This is a genomic window from Saccharopolyspora sp. NFXS83 (assembly GCF_026241095.1).
Lineage (GTDB): Bacteria > Actinomycetota > Actinomycetes > Mycobacteriales > Pseudonocardiaceae > Saccharopolyspora_C.
The window spans coordinates 218,617-239,492 of the sequence record NZ_JAPFGB010000010.1; the positions used below are offsets into that span (position 1 = coordinate 218,617).

The following is a 20,876-nucleotide window of genomic DNA, read 5'->3' on the forward strand; positions in this document are numbered from 1 at the left end:
GGCACCTGACCCGCCCCGGTGCCCAGGGCGGTGTCAGGAGTGAGCGGTCCGTTCGCCCCCGTGGTGGCGAACGGACCCGCTCGCGTCGCACCGACGGCCCGGCGCGGGGATATTTCGGGAGTTCCGCCCGACTCCGCTCAGCCGCCGAGCAGGTTCGCCAGCCGCGGCGAGTAGGCGTGGTCCAGCACCAGCGAAGCCGCCCCCACCGCCCCGGCGTCCTCGCCGATCAACGCCGAGTGCACCTCGACGGGACGCACCCCCGCCGCCCACACCTGGGCGTGCAGCACCTTGCGCACCCGCTCCCGGATGATCTCGCCCGCGTGCCGCAGCGCCGGACCGCCGAGCACCACGCGGTCCACGTCGAGCACGCTGACGACCGTCGCCAGCGTCTGCCCGAGCCTGCTCGCCGCCTGCCGCAGCAGCCGCGCCGCACCGGTGTCGCCTTGGGCGGCGTCCCGGCAGATCCGCTGGTACACGTCGGACACCGCCGCGCCCGCGCCGTCCCCGCCCGCGGCGGCCCAGTCTCCGACGACGGCCCGCATCGAGCAGTACGCCTCCAGGCAGCCCCGCTTGCCGCAGGCGCACTCCTTGCCGGTGCCGGTGGGCAGGTGCCCGATCTCGCCCGCGTTGTTGCTGATCCCCCGGTACACCTGATCGCCGAGCACCACGCCGACGCCCACCCCGGATCCGAGGTAGACGTAGACGAACGAGCCCGTGCGCTCCACCCCGCCCGCCCAGCGCTCCCCGATGGCGGCGGCCGTCGCGTCGTTGTCCATCACCACTGGCAGTCCGGCCCGCTCCTGCACCATGTCGGCGAGCGGAACCTCCGCCCAGCCGGGCAGGTTCGGCGGGCTGAACACCCGGCGGTGGGTGTCGTCCAGCGGACCCGGCACGGCCAGGCCGACGCCGAGCACCCGCCCGTCGCCCGCTTCGGAGCGCCGCACCAGGTGGTGGACGGTGCGGGTGAGCGCGCCGACGACGGCTTCCGGCGAGGCGCCCTCGGCGACCCGCCGGGTGCTGCGCAACCGCACTCGCCCGTCGAGGTCCAGCAGCACGCCGGTGATGCGCTCCGGGTCCAGGTGCAGCCCCACCGACTGGTAGGCGTCCGGGACGACGCGCAGCATCACCCGGCGCTTCCCGCCGGTGGAGGGCGCGTGCCCGTCCTCGGTGACGAGGCCGTCGGCCATCAGCGCCCGCACGATGTTCGACATGGTCTGCGCGGTGAGCCCGGTCCTGCGGGCCAGTTCGACGCGGCTGACGCCGCCGTTCGCGCGGATCGCGTCGAGCACGACGGCGCGGTTGAACCCACCCACCCTGGGGAGGTTGGTGCCCTGCCAGAACTCCTGCTTCATGCGGGGGCTCCCGAGGCGCTCGTGTCGTTGACTTGCTTCATCGAATGGAATTACGGTGCAGTGTGATCCTGATCTCACAGCGGGCGCAAGCGCCGAGTGGGTCAGGGGATCGCGCAGCTCATCGAAGATCGGCCGGCCTCGCCGGGTCGGCCGCGAGGGTTCCGAGACGAGTTCCTCACCGGGAGGATCGATGCGTCGCTGGCGATTACCCGTGGTCCTGACCGCCGCGCTGCTGGCCGTGACGGGCTGCGGCGGCGGGGTGGCCGATGATCCGAACACGATCAACGTGACTTATCACCGCTACGGCAATTCGACCTACGTCGACATCTTGATGCAGCGGGTGAAGCAGCAGTACGAGCAGGCCCACCCGGGCAAGCGGGTCGCGCTCGACCCGGTGGTGGCGCCCGAAGGCGAGTACCTGTCGAAGCTGCAGCTGCGGATGCGATCCCCGTCGACCGCGCCGGACGTGCTCTACGAGGACAGCTTCACCATCAACTCCGACGTGGCGGCCGGTTACCTCGCGCCGCTGGACGAGCGGCTGGCGGACTGGCCGGACTGGGACCGGTTCATCGACACCACGAAGCAGGCCGGGCTCGCCACCGACGGCCGCACCTACGGGGTGCCGCTGGACACCGACACCCGCGGGATCTGGTTCAACCGCGACCTGTTCACCCGCGCCGGGCTGCCCGCCGATTGGAAGCCGCGCGACTGGGACGCGGTGCTCGACGCCGCGCGCCAGGTCGAGCAGCGGTTCCCGGACGTGATCGGCCTGGACCTGCCGCTGGGCAAGGCGGAGGGCGAGGCGGTGAGCATGCAGACCGTCGAGATGCTGCTCTACGGCACCGAAACGGGAACCCTGCACGACGGCAAGTGGATCGCGCCGAACCGCGGCTTCACCGAGGCGCTGGAATTCGTGTCCACCGCGGTCGAAGAAGGACTCACGCAGAGCAAGGCGCAGATCGCCGACGCCCAGTACGACAAGAAGCTGCGCGACGACCTCACCAGGCAGGGCAAGGTCGCGATGCGGCTCGACGGCAGTTTCGCCGCGGGGCAGTGGGAGGCGTCGGGCTGGCAGGACTGGTCCTCGACGATGTCGGCGGCCCCGATGCCGTCGCGGGACGGCGCGGGCACCGTGTCGATGTCCGGCGGGTGGACGCTGGCGATGAGCGCGTCGGGCACGAAGCAGGACGACGCGTTCGAGTTCGTCAAGATGGCGCTGAACCGGGACAACATCACCGAATACGCGCTGTCCTCGGGGAATCTGCCTTCGCGGGAGGACTCGGCGGCCGATCCGCGGATCGCCGCCGCGAACCCGCTGGCCGGGTTCTGGTTGGGACTGCTGGAGAACACGCACTACCGGCCCACGTTGCCGGAGTACCCGAAGGTCTCCGAGGAGATCCAGCAGTCCGTGCTGGACGTGGTCGGCGGCGCCGACCCGGCGGAGGTGTCCGAGCGGTGGGCGGAGCAGGTGCGGCGCATCGTCGAACCGGCCAACACCCGGGGCGGCTGATGACGACCGCCGCCGCGCTCCGGCCGGAGGCGCGCAGGCGCGGCGCGGCGGTGTCGCGATGGTTGCTGCCGATGGCGCCCGCGGTGCTGCTGCTCGGTCTGTTCGTGGCGGGCCCGATCCTGTGGAGCGGCTACGTCTCGTTCACCAACGCGGCGCTGACCGGCTCGGCGGCGACGGACCCGGAGTTCGTGGGGCTGGAGAACTTCCGCCGCCTGTTCGCCGACCCGGCGCTGTGGCGTTCGGCGTGGGTCACGGTGGTGTTCACGGTCGGTTCGGCGGTGATCGGGCAGAACGGGCTCGGGCTGCTGATCGCGGTGCTCACCCGGCACCGCAACCGCCTGCTGCGCAACACCGTCGGCATCGCGGTGGTGTCCGCGTGGGTGCTGCCGGAGCTGGTGGCGGCGTTCGCGCTCTACGCGTTCCTCAACCCGGAGGGCACGCTGAACGCGCTGCTCGGCGCGGTGGGCCTGAACGAGCAGGACTGGCTCTACAGCGCCCCGCTGCTGGCGGTGATCTTGGGGAACGTGTGGCGCGGCACCGCCTTCTCGATGCTGGTGTACCAGGCGGCGCTGTCCGAAGTGCCCACGGAGCTGGCGGAGGCGGCCGAGGTCGACGGCGCGGGCGCGCTGCGCCGTTTCTGGCACGTCACGCTGCCGATCATCCGGCGTTCGGTGCTCACGAACCTGATGCTGGTGACCTTGCAGACGCTGGGGGTGTTCACCTTGATCTACGTGCTCACCGCGGGCGGGCCGGGCGATGCGACGCAGACCCTGCCGCTGCTGATGTACGACGAGGCGTTCGAGCTGGACGAGATCGGTTACGGCGCCACGATCTCGCTGGTGCTGCTGGCGGTCGGCGCGTTGTTCGCCGTGGTCTACGCCCGGACCCTGCGGGAGGAGGTATGAGCCGCCGGGCGTCGTCGCGCCTGGTCGGCGCGCTGCTGGGCGTGATCGCGCTGCTGTTCGCGGCGCCGCTGCTGTGGTTGCTGACGGCGGCGTTCGACGCGGAGGCGCCGCTGGCCGCGGCGGTGCCGAGCCGGTTCACGCTAAACAACTTCGAGCAGGTGCTCAGCTGGGAGACCAGCCTCCGTCCACTGTGGAACGGACTGCTGCTCTCCGGCGGTGCGGCGGTGGTGTCGGTGGTGGCCGCGGTGCTGTGCGCCTACCCGCTGTCGCGCTACCGGCTCCGGTTCCGGCGGCCGTTCCTCTACACCGTGCTGTTCGCGACCGGCCTGCCCATCACGGCCGTGATGGTGCCGGTCTACAGCATGTTCGTGCGGCTCGACCTGGTCGATTCGATGCTCGGCACGATGTTGTTCCTGGCCGCGACCTCGCTGCCGGTGGCGATCTGGATGACGAAGAACTTCATGGACGGCGTGCCGATCAGCCTGGAGGAGGCGGCCTGGGTGGACGGCGCCTCGGCGCTGCAAGCGCTGCGCTCGGTGGTGCTGCCGCTGATCGTGCCCGGGGTGAGCGTGGTCGGGATCTTCACGTTCATCAACGCCTGGGGCAACTTCTTCGTGCCGTTCGTGCTGCTGCTGGATCCGGCGAAACAACCGGCCTCGGTGGGGGTGTTCGCGTTCTTCGGCCAGGGCGGCCTGATCGCCTACGGGCAGCTGGCGGCCTATTCGATCCTCTACACGGCACCGGTGATCGCGCTGTACCTGATGGTGTCGCGGTCGCTCGGCGGCGCTTTCACGCTCACCGGTGCGATCAAATGATCCGGGTCGATCACATGGCGGAGTGCGGGTGCGGAATGGAACGAGCGGCGAGGGAATGACTTCCGCTCGCCGCTCGTCCTCCCGCTGCCCCCAGGCTTCCCGGAGCGTCGTTCATCAGGCGTTTTCCTTTTCGTTCGCCGCGTTCGGGAGATCGACCGGGTTGGTCTGATCTTCCGCGCGAGGGGCGGGGATCTGCACGCTCGGTTCGTCGTCGTCGGGCCGGTCCGGTGCGAGCAGAACCGCCACGATCGCGAACACCGCCAGCACAAGCAGCGCCGCACCTGCCATGGCACACCTCCTCTCCTTGTGATCCGTTCTTCCGTAAGACGCCCAGCGTGCCCGGTCGGTTCCGTTCCGTCGCCGAATTTCTCGCCGGGAATCGCCGGAACGCGCACGAGTGCCCGCCTCCCGTCGAAAACCCGCAGGTGAGCGAACCTTCGTCACCTGAACGATGAAATCTATGATCGTCGGTGTAGACATTCCCCGGTGAGTGTGTGTAGTCTTCTGCTCGTCGCAAGAGAGAGAACGTCAAGTGGCACGGGAGATGACGAACTGCCCGTGAGCAGGAGCAGGACGGTCAGGGCTGCGGGGGCCGAGCAAGAGACGGGCCCCGGCAGGTGACCAAGGACAGTCGGTAAGCCACGACCGGGAGCAGGCACGAAGGCCCGGTGCCGACTGTCGCGTGAGGACAAGCAAGGCAGAAAACAGAGGAGAAGGGAAGGGTTGCACACCATCGGATCGCCTGCCTCCGGCTGAGTTGTCGCCGGGCGGGTACCGCAGTCCCATCGGATTGGAAGGTGGTCTTCGGTTACGCGAACGCGATCCCCGCGAACTTCGCCTCCAGTGCGGAGCATGCGGACACACAAGAGCTGATCTCACGATCGGCTGATGGAAGTGAAACCCACAACCCTGGGGCCCCGGTGCCACACGCACCGGGGCCCCTCTTGATGCGGAGGCGCCGATGACCCCAGAAACCCACGACCCGCAGACCGCGGATGAGAAGTTCGATGACGAGCACTACCCCGCCTACACCATGGGCCGCGCCGCCGAGATGCTCGACACCACCCCGGCGTTCCTACGCAGCCTCGACGAAGCGCACCTGATCGAGCCGCAGCGCTCCTCCGGCGGGCACCGCCGCTACTCCCGCTTTCAGCTGCGCCTGGCCGCCCGCGTCCGGGAACTCGTCGACCAGGGCACCGGCCTTGAGGCCGCCTGCCGCATCGTCACCCTCGAAGACCAACTCCAGGAAGCCCGCCAACACAGTGGCGACCGTGGTCGCGGCGCCCAGGACGGTTCGGAGCTCGCGACGGGCTGAACTCCGCCCGCCGATTTACACGCGCGCTGCCAGGTGGGAGCGCCGGTGGTCTGCTCGCCGCGTCACGAGGTGGCGGGCGTGAGGGGCAGGAGGAGCCAGACGGTGATGTGGTGGCAGATCGCCGCTGCGGTGACGGCGGTGTGGAAGACCTCGTGGTAGCCGAACGTGCTCGGCCACGGGTCGGGCCACCGGGTGGCGTAGCTGAGGGCGCCGAGGGTGTAGAGGACGCCACCGGCAAGCAGCAGCACCAACCCGGCGACGCCGGCGGTCCGCAGCAGGTCGCCGAGGACGAACACCGCGACCCAGCCGAGGGCGATGTAGAGCGGGACACCGACCCAGCGGGGTGCGTGGGGCCAGGCGAGTTTGAGCAGCATGCCGCCCAGCGCTCCGGCCCAGACCACGCCCAGCACGATGCGCGCGATGCCAGCGGGCAAGGCCAGCAGGCTGATCGGGGTGTAGGTGCCCGCGATCAGCAGGAAGATCATCGAGTGATCCAACCGCCGCATCCACGTGCGGGCGCGCTCGGAGCGCCACGTGATGAGGTGATAGACGGCGCTGACACCGAACAGGCCGAGCACCCCGGCCATGTAGAGCGCCACAGCCAAGGCGGTGGTCGGCGGGCCGGTCGCGGCGGCCAGAGTGATCAGCACCGTGCCGGAGGCGGCGAACCCGATCACGCTGGCCAGGTGAATCCACCCCCGCATCCGCGGTTTGACCGAAGCATGGGCGCGACGCGTCGTCAGAACTTCGCTCATGCCACCAGGATACGAATGTTCCTGCTGTGCACGGTCGGTGCTGTTCACGTCCGCGCGACGTGACGGGAGTGCCGCATCACGCCATCCCCACCGCGGCGTGCTGCCGAGACGCAGGTGTCGTGGCCGTGGTGATGGCGAACTCGACGCGGGTCGGGAGCGGGCGCACTCCGGCAGTTTGCAGTACGCGAAGCACGCGAGGTGCCGCGTTGACGATGCGCAGCGGGATGCGGCGATGCGCCGCGTAGGCGTGTGCGGCGACCAGGAGATCGAGCCCGGCGGCATCGATGGTGCTGGCCTGGGCCAGGTCCACGAGTGTTTCCGGTGGTCCGGTCAGCACATGCGGCCAGAGCCGCTCGGCCAGCAGGGCGACACCGTCGCCGGCGAGGTCACCCTCCACTGTGAACACGGTGGTCAGGGTCGTGATCAGGCTGTAGTTGGCCCGCATCGGGCTCCAATACACGTCGAAGGATCCTGCCGCCTGGCGCAACACAGAGAAGTCGCCGCTGCAGGCCCGCAGGCAGAAACAAGACTCGGGTCCGGGAACCGGCCCGCGCGAACGCGCTCGGCTCAACCAGAAGTAAGAAGACTGGTGCTGCAGCAGGCTGCGGCCGGCCGCGTCTTTGCGCGCCCAGTAGTGGGCAGCGCCGTCACGGCGGCGAGCGTGCTGCGGGACTAGATCGGTTCGGCCCGTCTCAACCGCACCGCGAGTAGTGGGTGCGGGAGCTGTGCCGGGTGAAACCGAGTCCCCGGCCCGCACACGAGGTGCGGGCCGGGAAGAAAACTCAGTGGAGTCTCAGACCAAGCGCACGGAGTCGGCCTGCGGGCCCTTGGGGCCCTGGCTGACGTCGTAGGTGACCTGCTGGTTCTCGTCCAGGCTGCGGAAGCCGCCGGCGTCGATGGCCGAGTAGTGGACGAACACGTCCGGGCCGCCCTCGTTGGGGGCGATGAAGCCGAAGCCCTTTTCCGAGTTGAACCACTTCACGGTTCCGTTGGGCATGTCAGTCTCCTTCGGGAGCTGGTGTATGACGGGCCACCACACCGTGCGGAGGCCCGGGCCGGGGATCTCAGACGGCGGCTAACTCCAGCTGCAACCAAAGAAGCTCGCCCGCATCAACATCCTGCGAGCATGCGAAAACACGAATCCAGAAATACAACGACCACCAATCACTCTACACACCCCGCGTGCCGTCAACACCCGGGGCGCACCTGTGCGCTCACTTGGCGCCCGGCTCTGCGACGAGAGCAGGTGGCGCCGAGGGCCGCGAAGCGCCAGCGCACGACTCTGCCGCGGGCAGGCGCATCGTGGCTTGGACCGCGCACCACGCGCCGTGTCGAGATGTCCGATCACTCCACGACCTCACCGGCCCGCATCGCCAGGCGTGAGCAGGCTGGCGACCTCGGCGATCGCCTGGTCGGAGGGCTTGCAGTAGCGGCGGACGTTCTCCGGCTTCTCATGCCTCGACTTCGCCATCAACAACAGCGACGACGCGCCCTGCTCGCCGAGGTGGGTCAACGCCGAGTGGCGGAACTCGTGCAGATCCCACTCGGTCGTCACGCGAGCAGAAGGGCCGCCCGCGGGAGTTCCGCGGGCGGCCCTTCTCAAGCGCGGTGGCGCGTCAGGCGGCGCCGAGGCGCTGCTTGAGCGCGTCGAACTCGTCCCGGATGGAGCTGGGCAGGTCGTCACCGATGGTGGCGAACCACTCCTCGATCAGCGGGATCTCGGCCTTCCACTCGTCGACGTCCACGTTCAGCGCGATGTCGACGTCCTCGCGGGAGGTGTCCAGCCCGGACAGGTCGATCTGGTCGGCGGAGGGAACCCGGCCGATGGGGGTGTCCTCGGCGGCGGCGGTGCCCTCGATCCGCTCGACGACCCACTTGAGCACGCGGGAGTTCTCCCCGAAGCCCGGCCACACGATCTTCTTGCCGGACTCGTCGCGGCGGAACCAGTTCACGTAGAAGATCCGGGGCAGCTTCGACGCGTCCGCCGACTTGCCCATGTTCACCCAGTGCTGGAAGTAGTCGCCGACGTTGTAGCCGATGAACGGCAGCATCGCCATCGGGTCGCGGCGCACCACGCCGACCTGGCCGGTGGCGGCGGCGGTGGTCTCCGAGGACATCGTGGTGCCCATGAAGACGCCGTGCTGCCAGTCGAACGACTCGTTGACCAGCGGAACCGTCGTCTTGCGGCGCCCGCCGAACAGGATCGCCGAGATCGGCACGCCCTGCGGGTCGTCCCACTCGTCGGCCAGGATCGGGCACTGCGACATCGGCGTGCAGTAGCGCGAGTTCGGGTGCGCGGCCTTCTCGTCGGAGTCCGGCGTCCAGTCCCGCTGCTTCCAGTCGGTCAGGTGCGCGGGCGCGTCGCCCATGCCCTCCCACCAGATGTCCTTGTCATCGGTGAGGGCCACGTTGGTGAACAGCGTGTTGCCCTGCTCGATGGTGCGCATCGCGTTCGGGTTGGTGTTCTCGTCGGTGCCGGGGGCGACGCCGAAGAAACCGGCCTCCGGGTTCACCGCGTACAGCCGGCCGTCCTCGCCGAAGCGCATCCAGGCGATGTCGTCGCCGAGGGTCTCGGCCTTCCAGCCCGGGATGGTCGGCTGCAGCATCGCCAGGTTCGTCTTGCCGCACGACGACGGGAACGCGGCGGCCACGTAGTGGACCTTGTTCTCCGGCGAGGTGAGCTTCAGGATCAGCATGTGCTCGGCGAGCCAGCCCTCGTCGCGGCCCATGGCGGAGGCGATGCGCAGCGAGTAGCACTTCTTGCCCAGCAGCGCGTTGCCGCCGTAGCCGGAGCCGAAGCTCCAGATCATCCGCTCCTCGGGGAAGTGGGTGATGTACTTCGTGTCGTTGCAGGGCCACGGGACGTCCTGCTGACCCGGCTCCAGCGGGGCGCCCACGGAGTGCAGCGCCGGTACGAACTCGCCGTCCTCGCCGAGCTTGTCCAGGACCTTGGACCCCATCCGGGTCATGATGTGCATCGAGGTGACCACGTAGGCGCTGTCGGTGATCTCGACGCCCAGCTTCGGCTGCTCGGCCTCCAGCGGGCCCATGCAGAACGGGATGACGTACATGGTGCGACCGCGCATCGAGCCCCGGTAGAGCTCGGTCATGATCGCTTTCATCTCGTCGGGCTGTTTCCAGTTGTTCGTCACGCCCGCGTCCTTGCGCTCCTGGGAGCAGATGAAGGTCCGCTCCTCGACGCGCGCGACGTCGGTCGGGTCGGAAGCCGCCCAGAACGAGTTCGGCTTCTTCTCCAGCCGGGTGAAGGTGCCCGCTTCGACCAGTTCGTCGGTCAGCCGTGTCCATTCCTGCTGGGAGCCGTCACACCACACGACCCGGTCGGGGGTGGTCAGCTCGGCGACCTCGCGCACCCACGACAGCAGGCGTGCGTGCCGGGTCGGTGCCTGGTCGAGACCGGGGATGGTCAAGGCGGTCATCGCTTCGCGTCTCCTGACTGGGCGCCACAGCCCGGAATCCTGTCCGACGGCGGTGCCGTCGGCGTGTTCAGAGAATGCTCCGCCCCACCCGCAGAACGGGCGGAATGGAAAGGGATGCACCGAGGCTAACGGTGCCGGGCGCTCGCCATGGAGATCAGCTGTGTCGGTTCTCTCACAGGAACGATAAGGGGATCGATTCAGTGCCGAGCCGGTGCAGAGGTCTAGACGAAAATTCGGCCGCTCTTGAGCCTGGATGACCAAGGATTTCCGGCGAAGCGGACAGTGCCGCGAACGAGAGGTGACGCGTCGGCGTCCATCGAATGGCCACTCCCCTTCCGATGAGGGTCACCGGAAGGGGTTCGCGGAGCACGCGGAGGCGCCCGAAACGCACCGGAACGGGCGAATTCGGGCGGGAGATCAGCTCCAGGCGGCGTCCGAATCGGAGCACACGTCCTGCGGGGCCTGAGCGCCTAGCGGACGCGGCTCCTGCTGCGGCGGCTCCGGGGCGTCGAACGTCCAGGTCGCGTCGTCGGTCGCGCCCGCGACCGGGTGCGGAGCCGGGGTGTACTGCCCCTGCTGGTCGAGGCGCCCCTGCTCGACGACCGTCCACTGACCGGCGCCGGTGTGGTGGGTGATGGTGACCTCGCCGGTGTTGCCGATCTCCACCAGCTGGTCCGCCGAGCCGTCGCCGTCCACGTCGGTGACCAGCATCGTTCCCGTCTCGGTGGTGACCACGGCGGTGTCCGCGCGGCCGTCGTTGTCGGTGTCCTCGGTGGCGGGGCCGACCTGCTGCTCGCCGCCGGGGGCGTCGATCACCATCGACGCGCCGCCGTGCCCGTGCGGGTCGTCGTCGCCGGGGTGCTGCTGCGGCTGCTCGGCGATCCAGTCGCCGCTGGCCGCGTCGTAGCGGGCCTGGCCGACGACGGCGCCTTCGGCGTCGACCGTCTGCATGATGTCGGCGCGGCCGTCGGCGTCCTCGTCGACGTACGCGACGAAGCCGTCGTCGGTCATGATCGTGACCGTGTCGTCCACGCCGTCGCCGTCGAGGTCGTAGTTCGCCTCGGCGGTGTACTCCGCGCCTTCGACGGTGACCTTGATGTCGCCGTCGCCCGCGCCGGTCTCCTCGATGTACATGTGTCGACCCCACTTCCGGCCCTTGCCAGCGGCTCAGCGTTACGACGCAGCGTAGAGCCGCCCGGTTCCCCCCGGTACCGACTCGGGTGAATCCGGGAATCAGCCCGGTGCCTCCGGGCGTTCGCACGGACATGGCTGAACAGGTCGTCGCCACCGCGTTCGGTGGCCCGGAAGTGCTGTCCGTCGTCGACACCGAGGTGCCCGAGCCCGCCGCGGGCCGGATCACCGTCGACGTTCGCGCGATCGGGGTGAACCCGATCGACCACAAGCTCTACAGCGGTGCGTTCGGCTCGGACCCGGACAAGCTGCCGCTGCCGGTGGGCAACGAACTCGCCGGGGTGGTCACCGCCGTCGGCGAGGGCGCCACCGGCAAGGCGGGCCCGATCTCGGTGGGTGACGAGGTGGTGGTGCAACCGGCTCCCGGCGCGTACGCGAGCTCGGTGACGGTGCGCGCGGCCCACGCGGTGCCGAAACCGGCCGGGCTGTCCTGGGAGACCGCGGCCGGCCTGCTGCTCGCCGGTGAGACCGCCGTGCACCTGCTGACGCTGCTCGGCGACGTCGAGGGCACCACGCTGCTGATCCACGGGGCGTCCGGTTCGGTCGGCGTCCTCGCCGCCCAGCTGGCGGTGGCCTCCGGCGCGCGGGTCGTCGGCACCGCGGGCCAGGCGCGCGCCGAAGCGCTGCGCGGTTACGGGATCACGCCGGTGCGCTACGGCGACGGGCTGGTCGACCGGGTGCGGGAGGCGGCGCCCGAGGGGATCTCCGGGGTGATCGACACCTCGGGCACCGACGAGGCGATCGACGTGTCGCTGGCGTTCGTGCCGCCGGACCGGGTGGTCAGCGCCGCCGCGTTCCAGCGCGCGGCCGACGGGATCAAGCTGGTCGGCGGCGGGCCGGGTGCCGATCCGGGTGCGGAGATCCGGAGCGCGGCGTGGGAGCGGCTGTTGCCGCTCGCGGCCGAGGGGAAGCTCGAAGTCCCCCTCGCCCGCACCTTCCCGCTGGCCGAAGCCGCCGAAGCCCACCGGCTCTCCATCGACGGCCACCCCGGCGGGAAGCTGATCCTGCTGCCCTGATCCGAGCCCTGCTGAGGAGGCCCGCCGGAAGCTCCTCGTGCTCCTCGTCCTGCCAGCGGCGAAGCCGTTGAGCGATGACCACGGGAGCGGGGCGACCACCGGCGGGTGCTCAGGGGTTCCCTCGCGAGGACGGCGATCTCGCCCGTGGCGGAGCCACCGGCCGACATCGATCCCGCAGCGGGGGAACCGCTCAGGTTCCCGCTACCTGACCCACTGCGCGAAGAACTCCGAACGGGCCTACTCGGCTCGGTCGCGGAGGCCGCGGATGGCGCCGAGGAGGTGCTCGGCGCGGTCTCGGCCGGAGGTGGCTTCCGCCAAGCGCTGCTCCGCGGTGTGCAACCGGCGGCTGCGCTCGGCGGCGTCCATCTTCAGCGCCTTGTCGACCTCCCGCAGTTCCGCCTCGATCGACTCGATGCGCCTGCCGAGCGCGTCGTCCAGCGCCAGCGACAGCTGCTGCTCGGCCTCGATGAGCTGCTCGGACACCAGCTGGTCCAGCGCGGATCGCGCGTCGGCGATGGCCTCGGTGAGCCACTGCTTGAGGTGCTGCTTGTCGGCGGCGTGCTTGCGGGTGCGCGCCATCCACCAGCCCGCGCCGAGACCGAGCACGATCGTCACCGGCAGCACCACCGGGTTCAGCACGCCCACGCCGATCCCGGCCAGCGGCATCGCCGCCGCCCGGCCCACCCCGAGGCCGCCGGAGATGCCCATGAACACCAGCAGCTTGTCCTCGGCCGTCGGCGCGCGCTTGTCCGGTGGCCGCAGCGCGATGGGCGACTGGGCGCCGCGGGCGAACTGGGAGCGGATCACGTCGAGCTCCTCGGCGGAGAACAGCTCCGCCAGCGACACCTCCGCCACCTTCGCCAGCCGGGCCGACAGCAGTGACGACACCCGCGAGGACACCATCTGCAACGCGGTGTCGACCTGGTGCGGCAGGGCGGTGAGCGCGCCGTGCTCGGCGGTGTCGATGGCGCGGCGGAACCAGCTCTGCACCTCCCGCATCTGCCGGGTCACCTCGTGGCTGACCTCGACGCGGGTGCGCTGGATCTCGCCGCGCAGCTTGAGCTGCCAGCCGCGGGTGGAGGAGCGCCGGGAGGCGGCGAGCTCGTCGCGGCGGGCGCGCAGCGATTCGGCTTCGGCCTCGCCCACGGTCAGCGCCCGCTGCTCCGCGGCGAGCCGCACCGCGAGCTCACCGAGCACGGTGGACAGGGCGCGCATCGTGTTGGCCTCGCCGAGCATCGCGGCCCGGCCGCCGACGAGCTGTTCCAGCGCGGAGCGCAGCTCGGTCATCCCGGAGCGCTCCCGCAGCATCGTGGCGGCCTGCTCGTTCGGCGCCTGCGCCGCGAGTTCCAGCATCCGCGCCGAGACCGGGTGGATCGGCACGTCCGCGAACCGCGGCGCGTGTTCGGCCAGCAGCCTGCGGTTCTCCTCCAGCACCTGCCGCCAGCCCCGGTGCTGGTCGGTCTTGGCGAGGGCGAACACCACGGTCTCGACCCGGTCCGCCGCGCCGTGCAGGAAGTCCAGCTCGCCGCGGGTGAAGGGGGCGGAGGCGTCGGCGACGAACAGCAGCGCGGTGGCGGCGGAGGCGGCTTCGGCGGCGAGTTCGCCGTGGATGGAGTCCAGCCCGCCCACGCCGGGAGTGTCCACGATGGTCAGTTCGGCGAGCGCGTCCAGCGGCGCCTCGATGCGCAGGTGCCGGGGAGGTAAGGCGTCCGCGGGCAGCACTCCGCGCGCGGAGGCCCAGGACGGCAGCGCGTCGACGGCGAACTCGACCGGTTCCGCGTCGGCCGGGTAGCAGGCGAGTCCGCGCCACTGCCCGCCGTGGCGGAACTCCAGGTACGTCGACGTCGCCACCGAAGCGTCCACAGGGGACAGTCCGGGGCTGTCGATCAGGGCGTTCACCAGCGAGCTCTTGCCCCGGTTCGTCTCGCCGACCACCACCACGCTCGGCACCCGCGGCCGGGAGAGCCGCACCTCGTCCACCCAGTCCGCCGAGGAAGGTGCGGCCTCCCGCAACAGCGCAAACAGCCTGTCCCTGGTCTGCTTGACCTGCTGGGGCAAGGCGGTGGCCGCCACGGGCACCCCGGTCGCCGGGCCGGCCGAAGTCATGCGCACGCTCCTGTCACTGGGTCGGATGCCGCACGGGCGCGGGTCTCACCGCTGGAACCGATGGGATCCGGCGCGGGCGTGAATGTACCCGCCCCTTCCCCGCCTGCGGCCCGTTCCGCGCCCGGTCCACCCGACCCGACGAGCTCATGCCCCGGTTGCCGCACCCGCGGTGGCGCGGAGCCGGTCGACGGACACCTGATCGTGCGGCGCGGTCGTCCCGTTCGCCGCAGCCGCGCGGAGCAGCTCACCCCGCCGGTCGTGCTCCTCGGCCGATCGGCCAGGTGCGACGTCGCAGGGCACTGACCGGAGGTAGTAGGACCATCGAGCCTGTCGGCTGATCCGCGAAGCCCCGCTGACCGGCGATTCTGATGTCAGCCGTGGAACAGCGGCGAAGTCACCGGCAAGGAGGCACACCATGCTCACCACCATCGGCACGGCACTCGGCCTGATCCTCGCGTTCACCGTTCTGCTCCTGATGTCGCTCAGCTCGGTCCTGCCCGACTTCGCCGAACCGCGCGAACCCGCCCCGCGTCCCGAGCGGAACCGGGCGTCGCTGCGGCAGTCGTTCAGCTCGTTCCGGATGTTCCCGAGCGCAGCTGGTACACGGTGACGATCGGCGCCCGCAGCACCTGGTCGCGGTCGGCGAACCCGAGCACCTCGGTCTCGGCGATGATCCCGTCCATGGCGGGATCATCGGTGGGCACCGTGCCGCCGGCTTCGTGCCGCGCCGGGTCGAACGGCTGCCCGTCCGGGCGCAGCAGCGCCACGCCGATGCCGCCGAGCCCTTCGGCGAGCCGCTCGACGACGCCGTTGCTGCGGGCCCGGTCCAGCGCGTACAGGCACAACTTGATCAGCGTGGCGCGTTCGGAACGTGCCTGGTCGAGCGGGTCGATGTGCACGGCGGTCATGTCAGCCCCCAACTCGGCGTCCGGCTCCGCGGGTTCGTCCGCGCTCGGATCCGACGGCGGGGACTCCCGCTCGGTTCCACGATCGGGTGAAGATCGTCGTCGAAGCCAGTCCCGCACCGCCGCGTCCCCTCCGCTCGCCGGTGGCTGAAGCTCAGCCGGGTACCCGGACCTGTCCGGGCTGAAGTTGCTGCCAGATCAAGAAGTACGCCCGGTGCACCACGAACGCGATGCGGCTCTGCGCCGGGGTCGCACCGAACGAGGCGTACGAGCGCCACCACCCGGCCCGCTCCATCGCGTACTCGACGAGTTCGTGCTGCGGTCGCCCGGGCAGCCCCAGCCGCGCACCCGGGTCGGTGCTGCCCCCGATCCGCAGCACCTCCTCCACGAGATCGTCCGGCAGCACCACCGAACCCGAGGCGACCAGCGTCAACGCCTCCAGCAACCGCAGCTGGTGCGCCTCCGGCCGGGTCAGCAGCACTTCGATCGCGTCGTGCACCCGCTGCCGCTCGCCCGCATCACCGGACGCGTGCGCCAGAGCCGTCACCGAGGCCAGCGCGGCGGCGGCCTTGATCCCGTCGGCGCGAGCCCGGAACACCTCGTCCAGCCTGCTCAGCACTCCGGCCAACCCGGAGCAGTCCAGCAGCGCCCGCCGCAACGCGCCCGCCGTGATCGCCGGATCGGCGTCGAGCTCCGCCAGCGCCCGCCGCACCCCGTACAGGTCCAGCCGCTCCAGCAACCGCGACCGGTCCCGCTCGGGGATCTCGCAGTCCCAGCTCGTGAACAGGTCCGCCGACATCAGCATCGTCTGGCGCGTCGGCTCGTCGAGCTCCGTCAACGCCCGCAGCACGTCGGCGTCCGCGGACGTGAAACCACCGGTCTCCGCGGTCTCCGCCAGCAGCCCGATCACCGGGAGCACCTCCGCCACCCGCGGCCCGAGCAGCGCTGCCTGCTCCCCGGCCAGCGCGGCGGCGGCCCGCCACACGTCGCCGTCGGAACCCGGGACCGAATCCGGTTCGACGGTGTCGGCCTTGTTCAGCACCGCGATCGCGTTCACCGGCCCCGCCTCGCGGCTCGCGGTGGCCGCGGTGAACGCGTCCAAGGCGTGCTGGTCGTCGGCCCGCACCGCCTGCGTCACCACGTAGACCACCGCCTCCGCCCCGGCGACCGCGCCGTGCGACACCGGGTCGAGGTCGTCGCCGGTCGCCTCGCGGGCGCCGAGCAGCTGCTCGGTCCGCGCCACCGAAGCTGCGTCGAGCGATCCGAGTCCGGGGGTGTCGATCACCGTGAGGTCCCGGAGCACGGCGTTGGTCAGGTACGCCTCCAGGTGCGACACCCGTTCCAGCTCCACGCCCAGCTCACCGGGTATGCCGCCGTCGGCGTCGAACGGAACGGCCTGCTTGGTCCCGTCGTGGAAGACCACTTCGACGCGATCGACCGTGCCGTACTGGAACCGGGTCACCAGCCGGGTGCACTCGCCGACGTCGGTCGGCGCGACCCGCCTGCCGATCAGCGCGTTCACCAGGGTGGACTTGCCGGATTTGATGCGGCCCGCCACCGCCACCTGCAGCGGTGCCGACAGCCGGCGCAGCACCTCGTCGAAACCGGCCGCCGTCGGCTCGGAGACCTGGGCGCGCAACCCGGTGCACAGCCGGGCGACCGACGACGACAGCGGACCCGCCCAGTGCTGCTCGACCGGCGACGTCACCCCTGCCTCCTCAACCCGGTGCTGTGATCGCGGCCATCGTGCCATGCGCGGCGGGTCTTCCGATGATCTGCGTGGGCGGTCGTTCCCCGGACGCTTCGCCGCGGATCAGCCGGGCAACATCGTTTGGCGGACGATCAGAGCGGGAATTCGGTGAGTGCACGGACTCGCGCACAGCGCACTCGACGACGGAATTGGTGATTCCCGTGGGAACCGGACACACCCTCGCATTCCTGGTCATCGGCATCGTGCTCGTCTTCGTCGACGGTTGGCTGCTGCGCCGCAGCGGCACGACCTACCTGGAGGCCGCCTACCCGGACGGGAAGGTCGCGGACTCGGTGAACCAACTGGTCACCGTGCTGTTCCACCTGACGACGCTCGGCGTGGTCACCTTGCTGTCGACGGTCCGGCTCGGCGGTGACGACCCGTTCTACGCCGTGCTCACCCGGACCGGCGTGCTGCTGCTGGTGCTGGCCGCGGCGCACGGCACCACGATCTGGATCCTCGCCCGGCTGCGCTCCAAGCAGCGCGAAAAGGCCCTGCAAGAGGAGATCGCCGCCCGGACCAGCGACCACTTCGACGCCGAACCCCGCCCCCGCACCGGCTGATCTCCGGCCGGGTGCTGGCCAAGCTGGGCGTCCGGGACCGGGCGCAGGCCGTGATCGTCGCCTACGAGACCGGGCTGGTCCGCCCCGGTGTCCGGTGAGGGTGTCGGGGCGGGACGTTCGTGCTGGTGGGCGGTTAGCCTGGGCGGCGTGCCAGCTCCCGGATGGAAACCCAGGCTCGTCGCGCTCGACGTGGACGGAACGCTGCTCGACCCCGACCCGCAGACCATCTCGGCGCCGGTGCGCGCGGCGGTTCGCCGGGTCGCGGCGGCCGGCGCGCACGTGGTGATCGCCACCGGGCGCAGCATGCTCGGCACGCTGCCGGTGCTCGACGAGCTCGGGCTGACCAGCGGTGTCGCGCTGTGCTCGAACGGCGCGGTCACCCTCGACGCCGCCACCGGGGACGCCCTCGCCGTCGAGACCTTCGACCCCGCGCCGGTGCACGCGCGGCTCACCGCGCTGCTTCCCGGAGCGAGCTACGCCGCCGAGCAGATCGGCACCGGCAGCCTCGTCACCAGCCCGTTCCGCGAATACCAGCTGCACGGGCCGCAGCGGCTCGCCGACCTGGACGAGCTGTTCGCGGCGCCGGTGCCGCGGCTCATCGCGAACTGGGAAGGCCACGAACCCCAGGAAGTCACCGCCGCCCTCGCGGGGGTGGACCTGCCCGGCTGCACCGTGACCATCGACCACTACGAACCGTGGGTGACTCTGGTGCCCGCCGGGGTGACCAAGGGCTCCGCGCTGGAGAAGCTGCGCACCGAACTCGGCGTGGCCGCCGAGGACACCTTCGCCGCGGGCGACGGCACCAACGACGTGCAGATGCTGCGCTGGGCGGCGCACGGCGTCGCCATGGGCCAGGCCCCGGCCGAAGTGCGCACGGCCGCCGCCGAGGTGACGGGGCCGGTCGCCGAGGACGGCGTGGTTCCCGCCCTCGCCCGCTGGTTCCCGTGATGCGGTGATCACCGAGCGTGCGGCGCCTCGGTCGCGGGAACGAGCCGAGCCCGCGCGAACTTGGCCGATCGGCGATGCGGGATGGCCGGAAGGCTGAGGTGTTCGGCCTGATCAGTGCGGCAGAGTTCACCTCGTCGCTCGGACCACGCCGAGGGCCCGCCGCACACGGGAGACACCATGATCGAGGCTGTCGGCCTCACCAAACGTTACGGATCGACGGTCGCGGTCAACGACCTGTCGTTCACCGTCCAGCCCGGCACCGTGACCGGCTTCCTCGGGCCCAACGGGGCGGGCAAGTCCACCACGATGCGCATGATCCTCGGCTTGGACCGGCCCACCGCCGGAACCGTTCGCGTCGACGGCGAGGACTACGGCGAGCTCACCGAACCGCTGCGCACCGTCGGAGCGTTGATCGACGCCAAGTGGGTGCACCCGAACCGCTCCGCGCACGCGCACCTGCGCTGGCTCGCGCGGTCCAACCGCATCCCGGTGAGCCGCGTCGACGAAGTGCTCGAGATGGTCGGTCTCACCGCCGTCGCCAAGCGCCGCGCGGGCGGCTTCTCGCTGGGCATGTCGCAGCGCCTCGGCATCGCCGCCGCGCTGCTCGGCGATCCGAAGATCCTGCTGTTCGACGAACCCGTCAACGGCCTCGACCCGGAAGGCATCCACTGGATCCGCCGGTTCATGCGGCAGCTCGCCGACGAAGGCCGCACCGTGTTCGTCTCCAGCCACCTGCTGTCCGAAATGGCGTTGACCGCCGAACACCTCGTCGTCGTCGGCAAGGGCGAACTGATCGCCCAGTGCAGCACCGAGGAGTTCGTGGCGGGCGCGGGCACCGGATCGCTGAAGGTCCGCTCCCCGCACGCCACCCGGCTGCGCGAACTGCTCGTCGCCGACGGGCGCACCGTCCTCCCACCCGACGCGGCCAAGCCGGACACCATCGTCGTCACCGGCGCCGACACCGACCAGGTCGGTGAGCTCGCCGCCGCGCACCAGCTCGTGCTGCACGAACTCGCCCCGCAGCAGGGTTCGCTGGAAGAAGCGTTCATGCAGCTCACCAGCCAAGCCGTGGAGTACCAGACCGATTTCGGCGGCGTGCTCGCCACCGCCGGGGAGGACGCCCGATGACGCTGCTCGCCGTGGAACGCATCAAGCTGTTCTCCACCCGCTCACCCTGGTGGTGCTCGGCCACCGCGCTCGCGCTCACCATCGGCTTCGCCGCGATGATGGGCTGGGCCGTCGACGGCGGCATGTCGCTGGACCAGGCGCTGTCCGGCTACCAGTTCGGGCTGATGGTCGTGCTGGTGCTCGCTGCGCTGGCCGTCACCACCGAATACCGCTTCGGCACCATCCGAGCCACCTTCCAGGCGGCGCCCAACCGGACGGCGGTGCTGCTGGCGAAAGCCGGCGTCGTCGCCGCACTCGCGCTGGTCCTCGGCGAGATCGCCGCGTTCGGATCCTGGGGCGTGGCCCAGCTCCTCGCGCCCGGACCGGAACTCGCCATCGACACCGCGGGCGAGTGGCGGCAGCTCGTCGGCATCGGACCGCTGTTCGCGCTGGCCGCCGTGCTCGCCGTCGGCGTCGGCGCGCTGCTACGCCAGACCGCGGGCGCGGTGACCCTGCTGATCATCTGGTCGCTGCTGGTGGAGCAGCTCATCGCGCTGGTGCCGAACATCGGCCCGGACCTGCAGCAGTGGATGCCGTTCGCGGTCGGATCCCGCTTCCTGCAATCCGACCTCATTGGCGGCAGCCCGCCGCTGGGGCCGTGGGGATCGCTGGCCTACTTCGCCGCCGTCGCGTTCGCGGTGCTCGCCGTCGCGGCCGTCGTGGTGCACCGCCGAGACGCCTGATCTTGCACGGAGGGTGACGGCCGTGAACCGTCGCGCCGTTACCCATCCCGCTGGAGAGGCTGATCACGCCGACAGATAGGATCTCGGCAAGATCGAGCCGTGATCACAGTTCCACCCGGATTCCGCGCAGGCCGAACCTATCGGCCACCCGCCGGACACAGTGGACAGGTCGCGGCGGATCCGAGACCAAGGTGCCGAGCCTGGCTCGACACCTCCGGCACGGTCACCGCGCCAGTGAGCGCGGCGACCGGACGGCACAACAGAATCGACCGACTGCATTAGCGCTCGGGGGCGCCGGCGGTCGGGACGGGGGAGGGCCCGGGCTGTCATTCGGGGGATGGCCCGGGCCCTGTGCTTTCTTGATGGTTTTTACGGCTCTTTTTGCTTTGGTGGTCGGGTGGCGGAACCTCAGCGGCTTCCTCGCTGCGGGATCTTTTTCCCGAGTGGCTCCGCCACGA

General features: G+C 70.7%; 21 protein-coding genes and 1 pseudogene. 11 read left to right on the forward strand and 11 right to left on the reverse strand.

Annotated features, from left to right (window positions below; all coding sequences use genetic code 11):
* Positions 1 to 137 precede the first annotated feature (137 nt).
* Complete coding sequence (locus tag OOZ19_RS14095; protein WP_266090535.1) at positions 138 to 1,352, reverse strand: ROK family transcriptional regulator; 1,215 nt, start codon at positions 1,350 to 1,352, stop codon at positions 138 to 140.
* 190 nt (positions 1,353 to 1,542) lie between these two features.
* Here OOZ19_RS14095 and OOZ19_RS14100 point away from each other — a divergent pair, with 190 nt between their 5' ends.
* The 3 genes from OOZ19_RS14100 to OOZ19_RS14110 are packed head-to-tail and all read left to right on the forward strand — an operon-like array spanning position 1,543 to position 4,582.
* A complete protein-coding gene (locus OOZ19_RS14100; RefSeq protein ID WP_266090536.1) occupies positions 1,543 to 2,862 on the forward strand; it encodes an extracellular solute-binding protein in 1,320 nt (439 codons plus the stop codon).
* Positions 2,862 to 3,767 (forward strand): carbohydrate ABC transporter permease, encoded by a 906-nt coding sequence (locus OOZ19_RS14105; protein WP_266090537.1) that lies wholly within the window; start codon positions 2,862 to 2,864, stop codon positions 3,765 to 3,767. Before OOZ19_RS14100 ends, OOZ19_RS14105 begins: the two co-directional genes overlap by 1 nt.
* The gene (locus OOZ19_RS14110) at positions 3,764 to 4,582 is read left to right on the forward strand and encodes a carbohydrate ABC transporter permease (protein WP_266090538.1); all 819 of its coding nucleotides are present in this window, start codon (positions 3,764 to 3,766) and stop codon (positions 4,580 to 4,582) included. Before OOZ19_RS14105 ends, OOZ19_RS14110 begins: the two co-directional genes overlap by 4 nt.
* Positions 4,583 to 4,696: 114 nt before the next feature.
* On the opposite strand, the gene OOZ19_RS14115 is transcribed toward OOZ19_RS14110, so the two are convergent.
* Entirely contained in the window at positions 4,697 to 4,870 is a 174-nt protein-coding gene (locus tag OOZ19_RS14115) for a hypothetical protein (protein WP_266090539.1), read from the reverse strand.
* Between the two features lie 673 nt (positions 4,871 to 5,543).
* On the opposite strand from OOZ19_RS14115, the gene OOZ19_RS14120 reads away from it, so the two are divergent.
* The gene (locus tag OOZ19_RS14120; RefSeq protein ID WP_266090540.1) at positions 5,544 to 5,897 is read left to right on the forward strand and encodes a helix-turn-helix domain-containing protein; all 354 of its coding nucleotides are present in this window, start codon (positions 5,544 to 5,546) and stop codon (positions 5,895 to 5,897) included.
* A gap of 62 nt (positions 5,898 to 5,959) precedes the next feature.
* Here OOZ19_RS14120 and trhA read toward each other — a convergent pair whose 3' ends face one another.
* The 6 genes from trhA to OOZ19_RS14150 all read right to left on the reverse strand — a co-directional run bounded on the left by trhA (position 5,960) and on the right by OOZ19_RS14150 (position 11,223).
* Positions 5,960 to 6,652, reverse strand: coding sequence for a PAQR family membrane homeostasis protein TrhA (trhA, locus tag OOZ19_RS14125; protein WP_266090541.1), 693 nt, complete (start codon positions 6,650 to 6,652; stop codon positions 5,960 to 5,962).
* Between the two features lie 76 nt (positions 6,653 to 6,728).
* Complete coding sequence (locus OOZ19_RS14130) at positions 6,729 to 7,097, reverse strand: STAS domain-containing protein (protein ID WP_266090542.1); 369 nt, start codon at positions 7,095 to 7,097, stop codon at positions 6,729 to 6,731.
* A 348-nt stretch (positions 7,098 to 7,445) separates the two neighbouring features.
* Positions 7,446 to 7,649 carry a cold-shock protein gene (locus OOZ19_RS14135; RefSeq protein ID WP_266090543.1) on the reverse strand — a complete coding sequence of 68 codons (204 nt, stop codon included), beginning with the start codon at positions 7,647 to 7,649 and terminating at the stop codon, positions 7,446 to 7,448.
* Between the two features lie 360 nt (positions 7,650 to 8,009).
* Complete coding sequence (locus tag OOZ19_RS14140) at positions 8,010 to 8,207, reverse strand: site-specific integrase (RefSeq protein ID WP_266090544.1); 198 nt, start codon at positions 8,205 to 8,207, stop codon at positions 8,010 to 8,012.
* Positions 8,208 to 8,268: 61 nt separating this feature from the next.
* Positions 8,269 to 10,089, reverse strand: coding sequence for a phosphoenolpyruvate carboxykinase (GTP) (locus OOZ19_RS14145; RefSeq protein WP_266090545.1), 1,821 nt, complete (start codon positions 10,087 to 10,089; stop codon positions 8,269 to 8,271).
* A 417-nt stretch (positions 10,090 to 10,506) separates the two neighbouring features.
* Positions 10,507 to 11,223: a DUF6802 family protein gene (locus OOZ19_RS14150; RefSeq protein ID WP_266090546.1), complete on the reverse strand. Its 717-nt coding sequence runs from the start codon at positions 11,221 to 11,223 to the stop codon at positions 10,507 to 10,509.
* Between the two features lie 131 nt (positions 11,224 to 11,354).
* Between OOZ19_RS14150 and OOZ19_RS14155 the strand changes: the two genes are divergently transcribed.
* A complete protein-coding gene (locus tag OOZ19_RS14155; RefSeq protein ID WP_266090547.1) occupies positions 11,355 to 12,296 on the forward strand; it encodes a quinone oxidoreductase family protein in 942 nt (313 codons plus the stop codon).
* A gap of 237 nt (positions 12,297 to 12,533) precedes the next feature.
* Here OOZ19_RS14155 and OOZ19_RS14160 read toward each other — a convergent pair whose 3' ends face one another.
* Complete coding sequence (locus OOZ19_RS14160) at positions 12,534 to 14,402, reverse strand: dynamin family protein (RefSeq protein WP_266090548.1); 1,869 nt, start codon at positions 14,400 to 14,402, stop codon at positions 12,534 to 12,536.
* 415 nt (positions 14,403 to 14,817) lie between these two features.
* Here OOZ19_RS14160 and OOZ19_RS14165 point away from each other — a divergent pair, with 415 nt between their 5' ends.
* On the forward strand, positions 14,818 to 15,012 hold the full coding sequence (locus OOZ19_RS14165; RefSeq protein WP_266090549.1) for a hypothetical protein: 195 nt from the start codon (positions 14,818 to 14,820) through the stop codon (positions 15,010 to 15,012).
* Here OOZ19_RS14165 and OOZ19_RS14170 read toward each other — a convergent pair.
* Positions 14,969 to 15,322: a nucleotide exchange factor GrpE gene (locus OOZ19_RS14170; protein WP_507028809.1), complete on the reverse strand. Its 354-nt coding sequence runs from the start codon at positions 15,320 to 15,322 to the stop codon at positions 14,969 to 14,971. The two genes, OOZ19_RS14165 and OOZ19_RS14170, sit on opposite strands and share 44 nt — an antisense overlap.
* 139 nt (positions 15,323 to 15,461) lie before the next feature.
* Positions 15,462 to 17,015, reverse strand: a complete 1,554-nt coding sequence (locus OOZ19_RS14175) for a dynamin family protein (RefSeq protein WP_266090551.1) — start codon at positions 17,013 to 17,015, stop codon at positions 15,462 to 15,464.
* Positions 17,016 to 17,218: 203 nt separating this feature from the next.
* Here OOZ19_RS14175 and OOZ19_RS14180 point away from each other — a divergent pair, with 203 nt between their 5' ends.
* The 5 genes and pseudogenes from OOZ19_RS14180 to OOZ19_RS14200 all read left to right on the forward strand — a co-directional run bounded on the left by OOZ19_RS14180 (position 17,219) and on the right by OOZ19_RS14200 (position 20,418).
* Positions 17,219 to 17,620, forward strand: a complete 402-nt coding sequence (locus OOZ19_RS14180; protein ID WP_266090552.1) for a hypothetical protein — start codon at positions 17,219 to 17,221, stop codon at positions 17,618 to 17,620.
* A 5-nt stretch (positions 17,621 to 17,625) separates the two neighbouring features.
* Positions 17,626 to 17,718 (forward strand): annotated as a pseudogene (locus OOZ19_RS14185) (DNA-binding response regulator); the annotation flags it as partial.
* A 49-nt stretch (positions 17,719 to 17,767) separates the two neighbouring features.
* Positions 17,768 to 18,568: an HAD family hydrolase gene (locus OOZ19_RS14190; protein WP_266090553.1), complete on the forward strand. Its 801-nt coding sequence runs from the start codon at positions 17,768 to 17,770 to the stop codon at positions 18,566 to 18,568.
* A gap of 177 nt (positions 18,569 to 18,745) precedes the next feature.
* Entirely contained in the window at positions 18,746 to 19,696 is a 951-nt protein-coding gene (locus tag OOZ19_RS14195) for an ABC transporter ATP-binding protein (protein ID WP_266090554.1), read from the forward strand.
* Positions 19,693 to 20,418 (forward strand): hypothetical protein, encoded by a 726-nt coding sequence (locus OOZ19_RS14200; RefSeq protein WP_266090555.1) that lies wholly within the window; start codon positions 19,693 to 19,695, stop codon positions 20,416 to 20,418. The genes OOZ19_RS14195 and OOZ19_RS14200 overlap by 4 nt, the downstream gene beginning before the upstream one ends.
* Positions 20,419 to 20,876: the final 458 nt, after the last annotated feature.

What these genes read in the sequence shown, in the direction of transcription:
- OOZ19_RS14095 (WP_266090535.1), bottom strand. Translation starts at nt 1,352, where the DNA reads ATGAAGCAGGAGTTCTGGCAGGGCACCAACCTCCCCAGGGTGGGTGGG.
- OOZ19_RS14100 (WP_266090536.1), top strand. Translation starts at nt 1,543, where the DNA reads ATGCGTCGCTGGCGATTACCCGTGGTCCTGACCGCCGCGCTGCTGGCC.
- OOZ19_RS14105 (WP_266090537.1), top strand. Translation starts at nt 2,862, where the DNA reads ATGACGACCGCCGCCGCGCTCCGGCCGGAGGCGCGCAGGCGCGGCGCG.
- OOZ19_RS14110 (WP_266090538.1), top strand. Translation starts at nt 3,764, where the DNA reads ATGAGCCGCCGGGCGTCGTCGCGCCTGGTCGGCGCGCTGCTGGGCGTG.
- OOZ19_RS14115 (WP_266090539.1), bottom strand. Translation starts at nt 4,870, where the DNA reads ATGGCAGGTGCGGCGCTGCTTGTGCTGGCGGTGTTCGCGATCGTGGCG.
- OOZ19_RS14120 (WP_266090540.1), top strand. Translation starts at nt 5,544, where the DNA reads ATGACCCCAGAAACCCACGACCCGCAGACCGCGGATGAGAAGTTCGAT.
- trhA (WP_266090541.1), bottom strand. Translation starts at nt 6,652, where the DNA reads ATGAGCGAAGTTCTGACGACGCGTCGCGCCCATGCTTCGGTCAAACCG.
- OOZ19_RS14130 (WP_266090542.1), bottom strand. Translation starts at nt 7,097, where the DNA reads ATGCGGGCCAACTACAGCCTGATCACGACCCTGACCACCGTGTTCACA.
- OOZ19_RS14135 (WP_266090543.1), bottom strand. Translation starts at nt 7,649, where the DNA reads ATGCCCAACGGAACCGTGAAGTGGTTCAACTCGGAAAAGGGCTTCGGC.
- OOZ19_RS14145 (WP_266090545.1), bottom strand. Translation starts at nt 10,089, where the DNA reads ATGACCGCCTTGACCATCCCCGGTCTCGACCAGGCACCGACCCGGCAC.
- OOZ19_RS14150 (WP_266090546.1), bottom strand. Translation starts at nt 11,223, where the DNA reads ATGTACATCGAGGAGACCGGCGCGGGCGACGGCGACATCAAGGTCACC.
- OOZ19_RS14155 (WP_266090547.1), top strand. Translation starts at nt 11,355, where the DNA reads ATGGCTGAACAGGTCGTCGCCACCGCGTTCGGTGGCCCGGAAGTGCTG.
- OOZ19_RS14160 (WP_266090548.1), bottom strand. Translation starts at nt 14,402, where the DNA reads ATGACTTCGGCCGGCCCGGCGACCGGGGTGCCCGTGGCGGCCACCGCC.
- OOZ19_RS14165 (WP_266090549.1), top strand. Translation starts at nt 14,818, where the DNA reads ATGCTCACCACCATCGGCACGGCACTCGGCCTGATCCTCGCGTTCACC.
- OOZ19_RS14195 (WP_266090554.1), top strand. Translation starts at nt 18,746, where the DNA reads ATGATCGAGGCTGTCGGCCTCACCAAACGTTACGGATCGACGGTCGCG.
- OOZ19_RS14200 (WP_266090555.1), top strand. Translation starts at nt 19,693, where the DNA reads ATGACGCTGCTCGCCGTGGAACGCATCAAGCTGTTCTCCACCCGCTCA.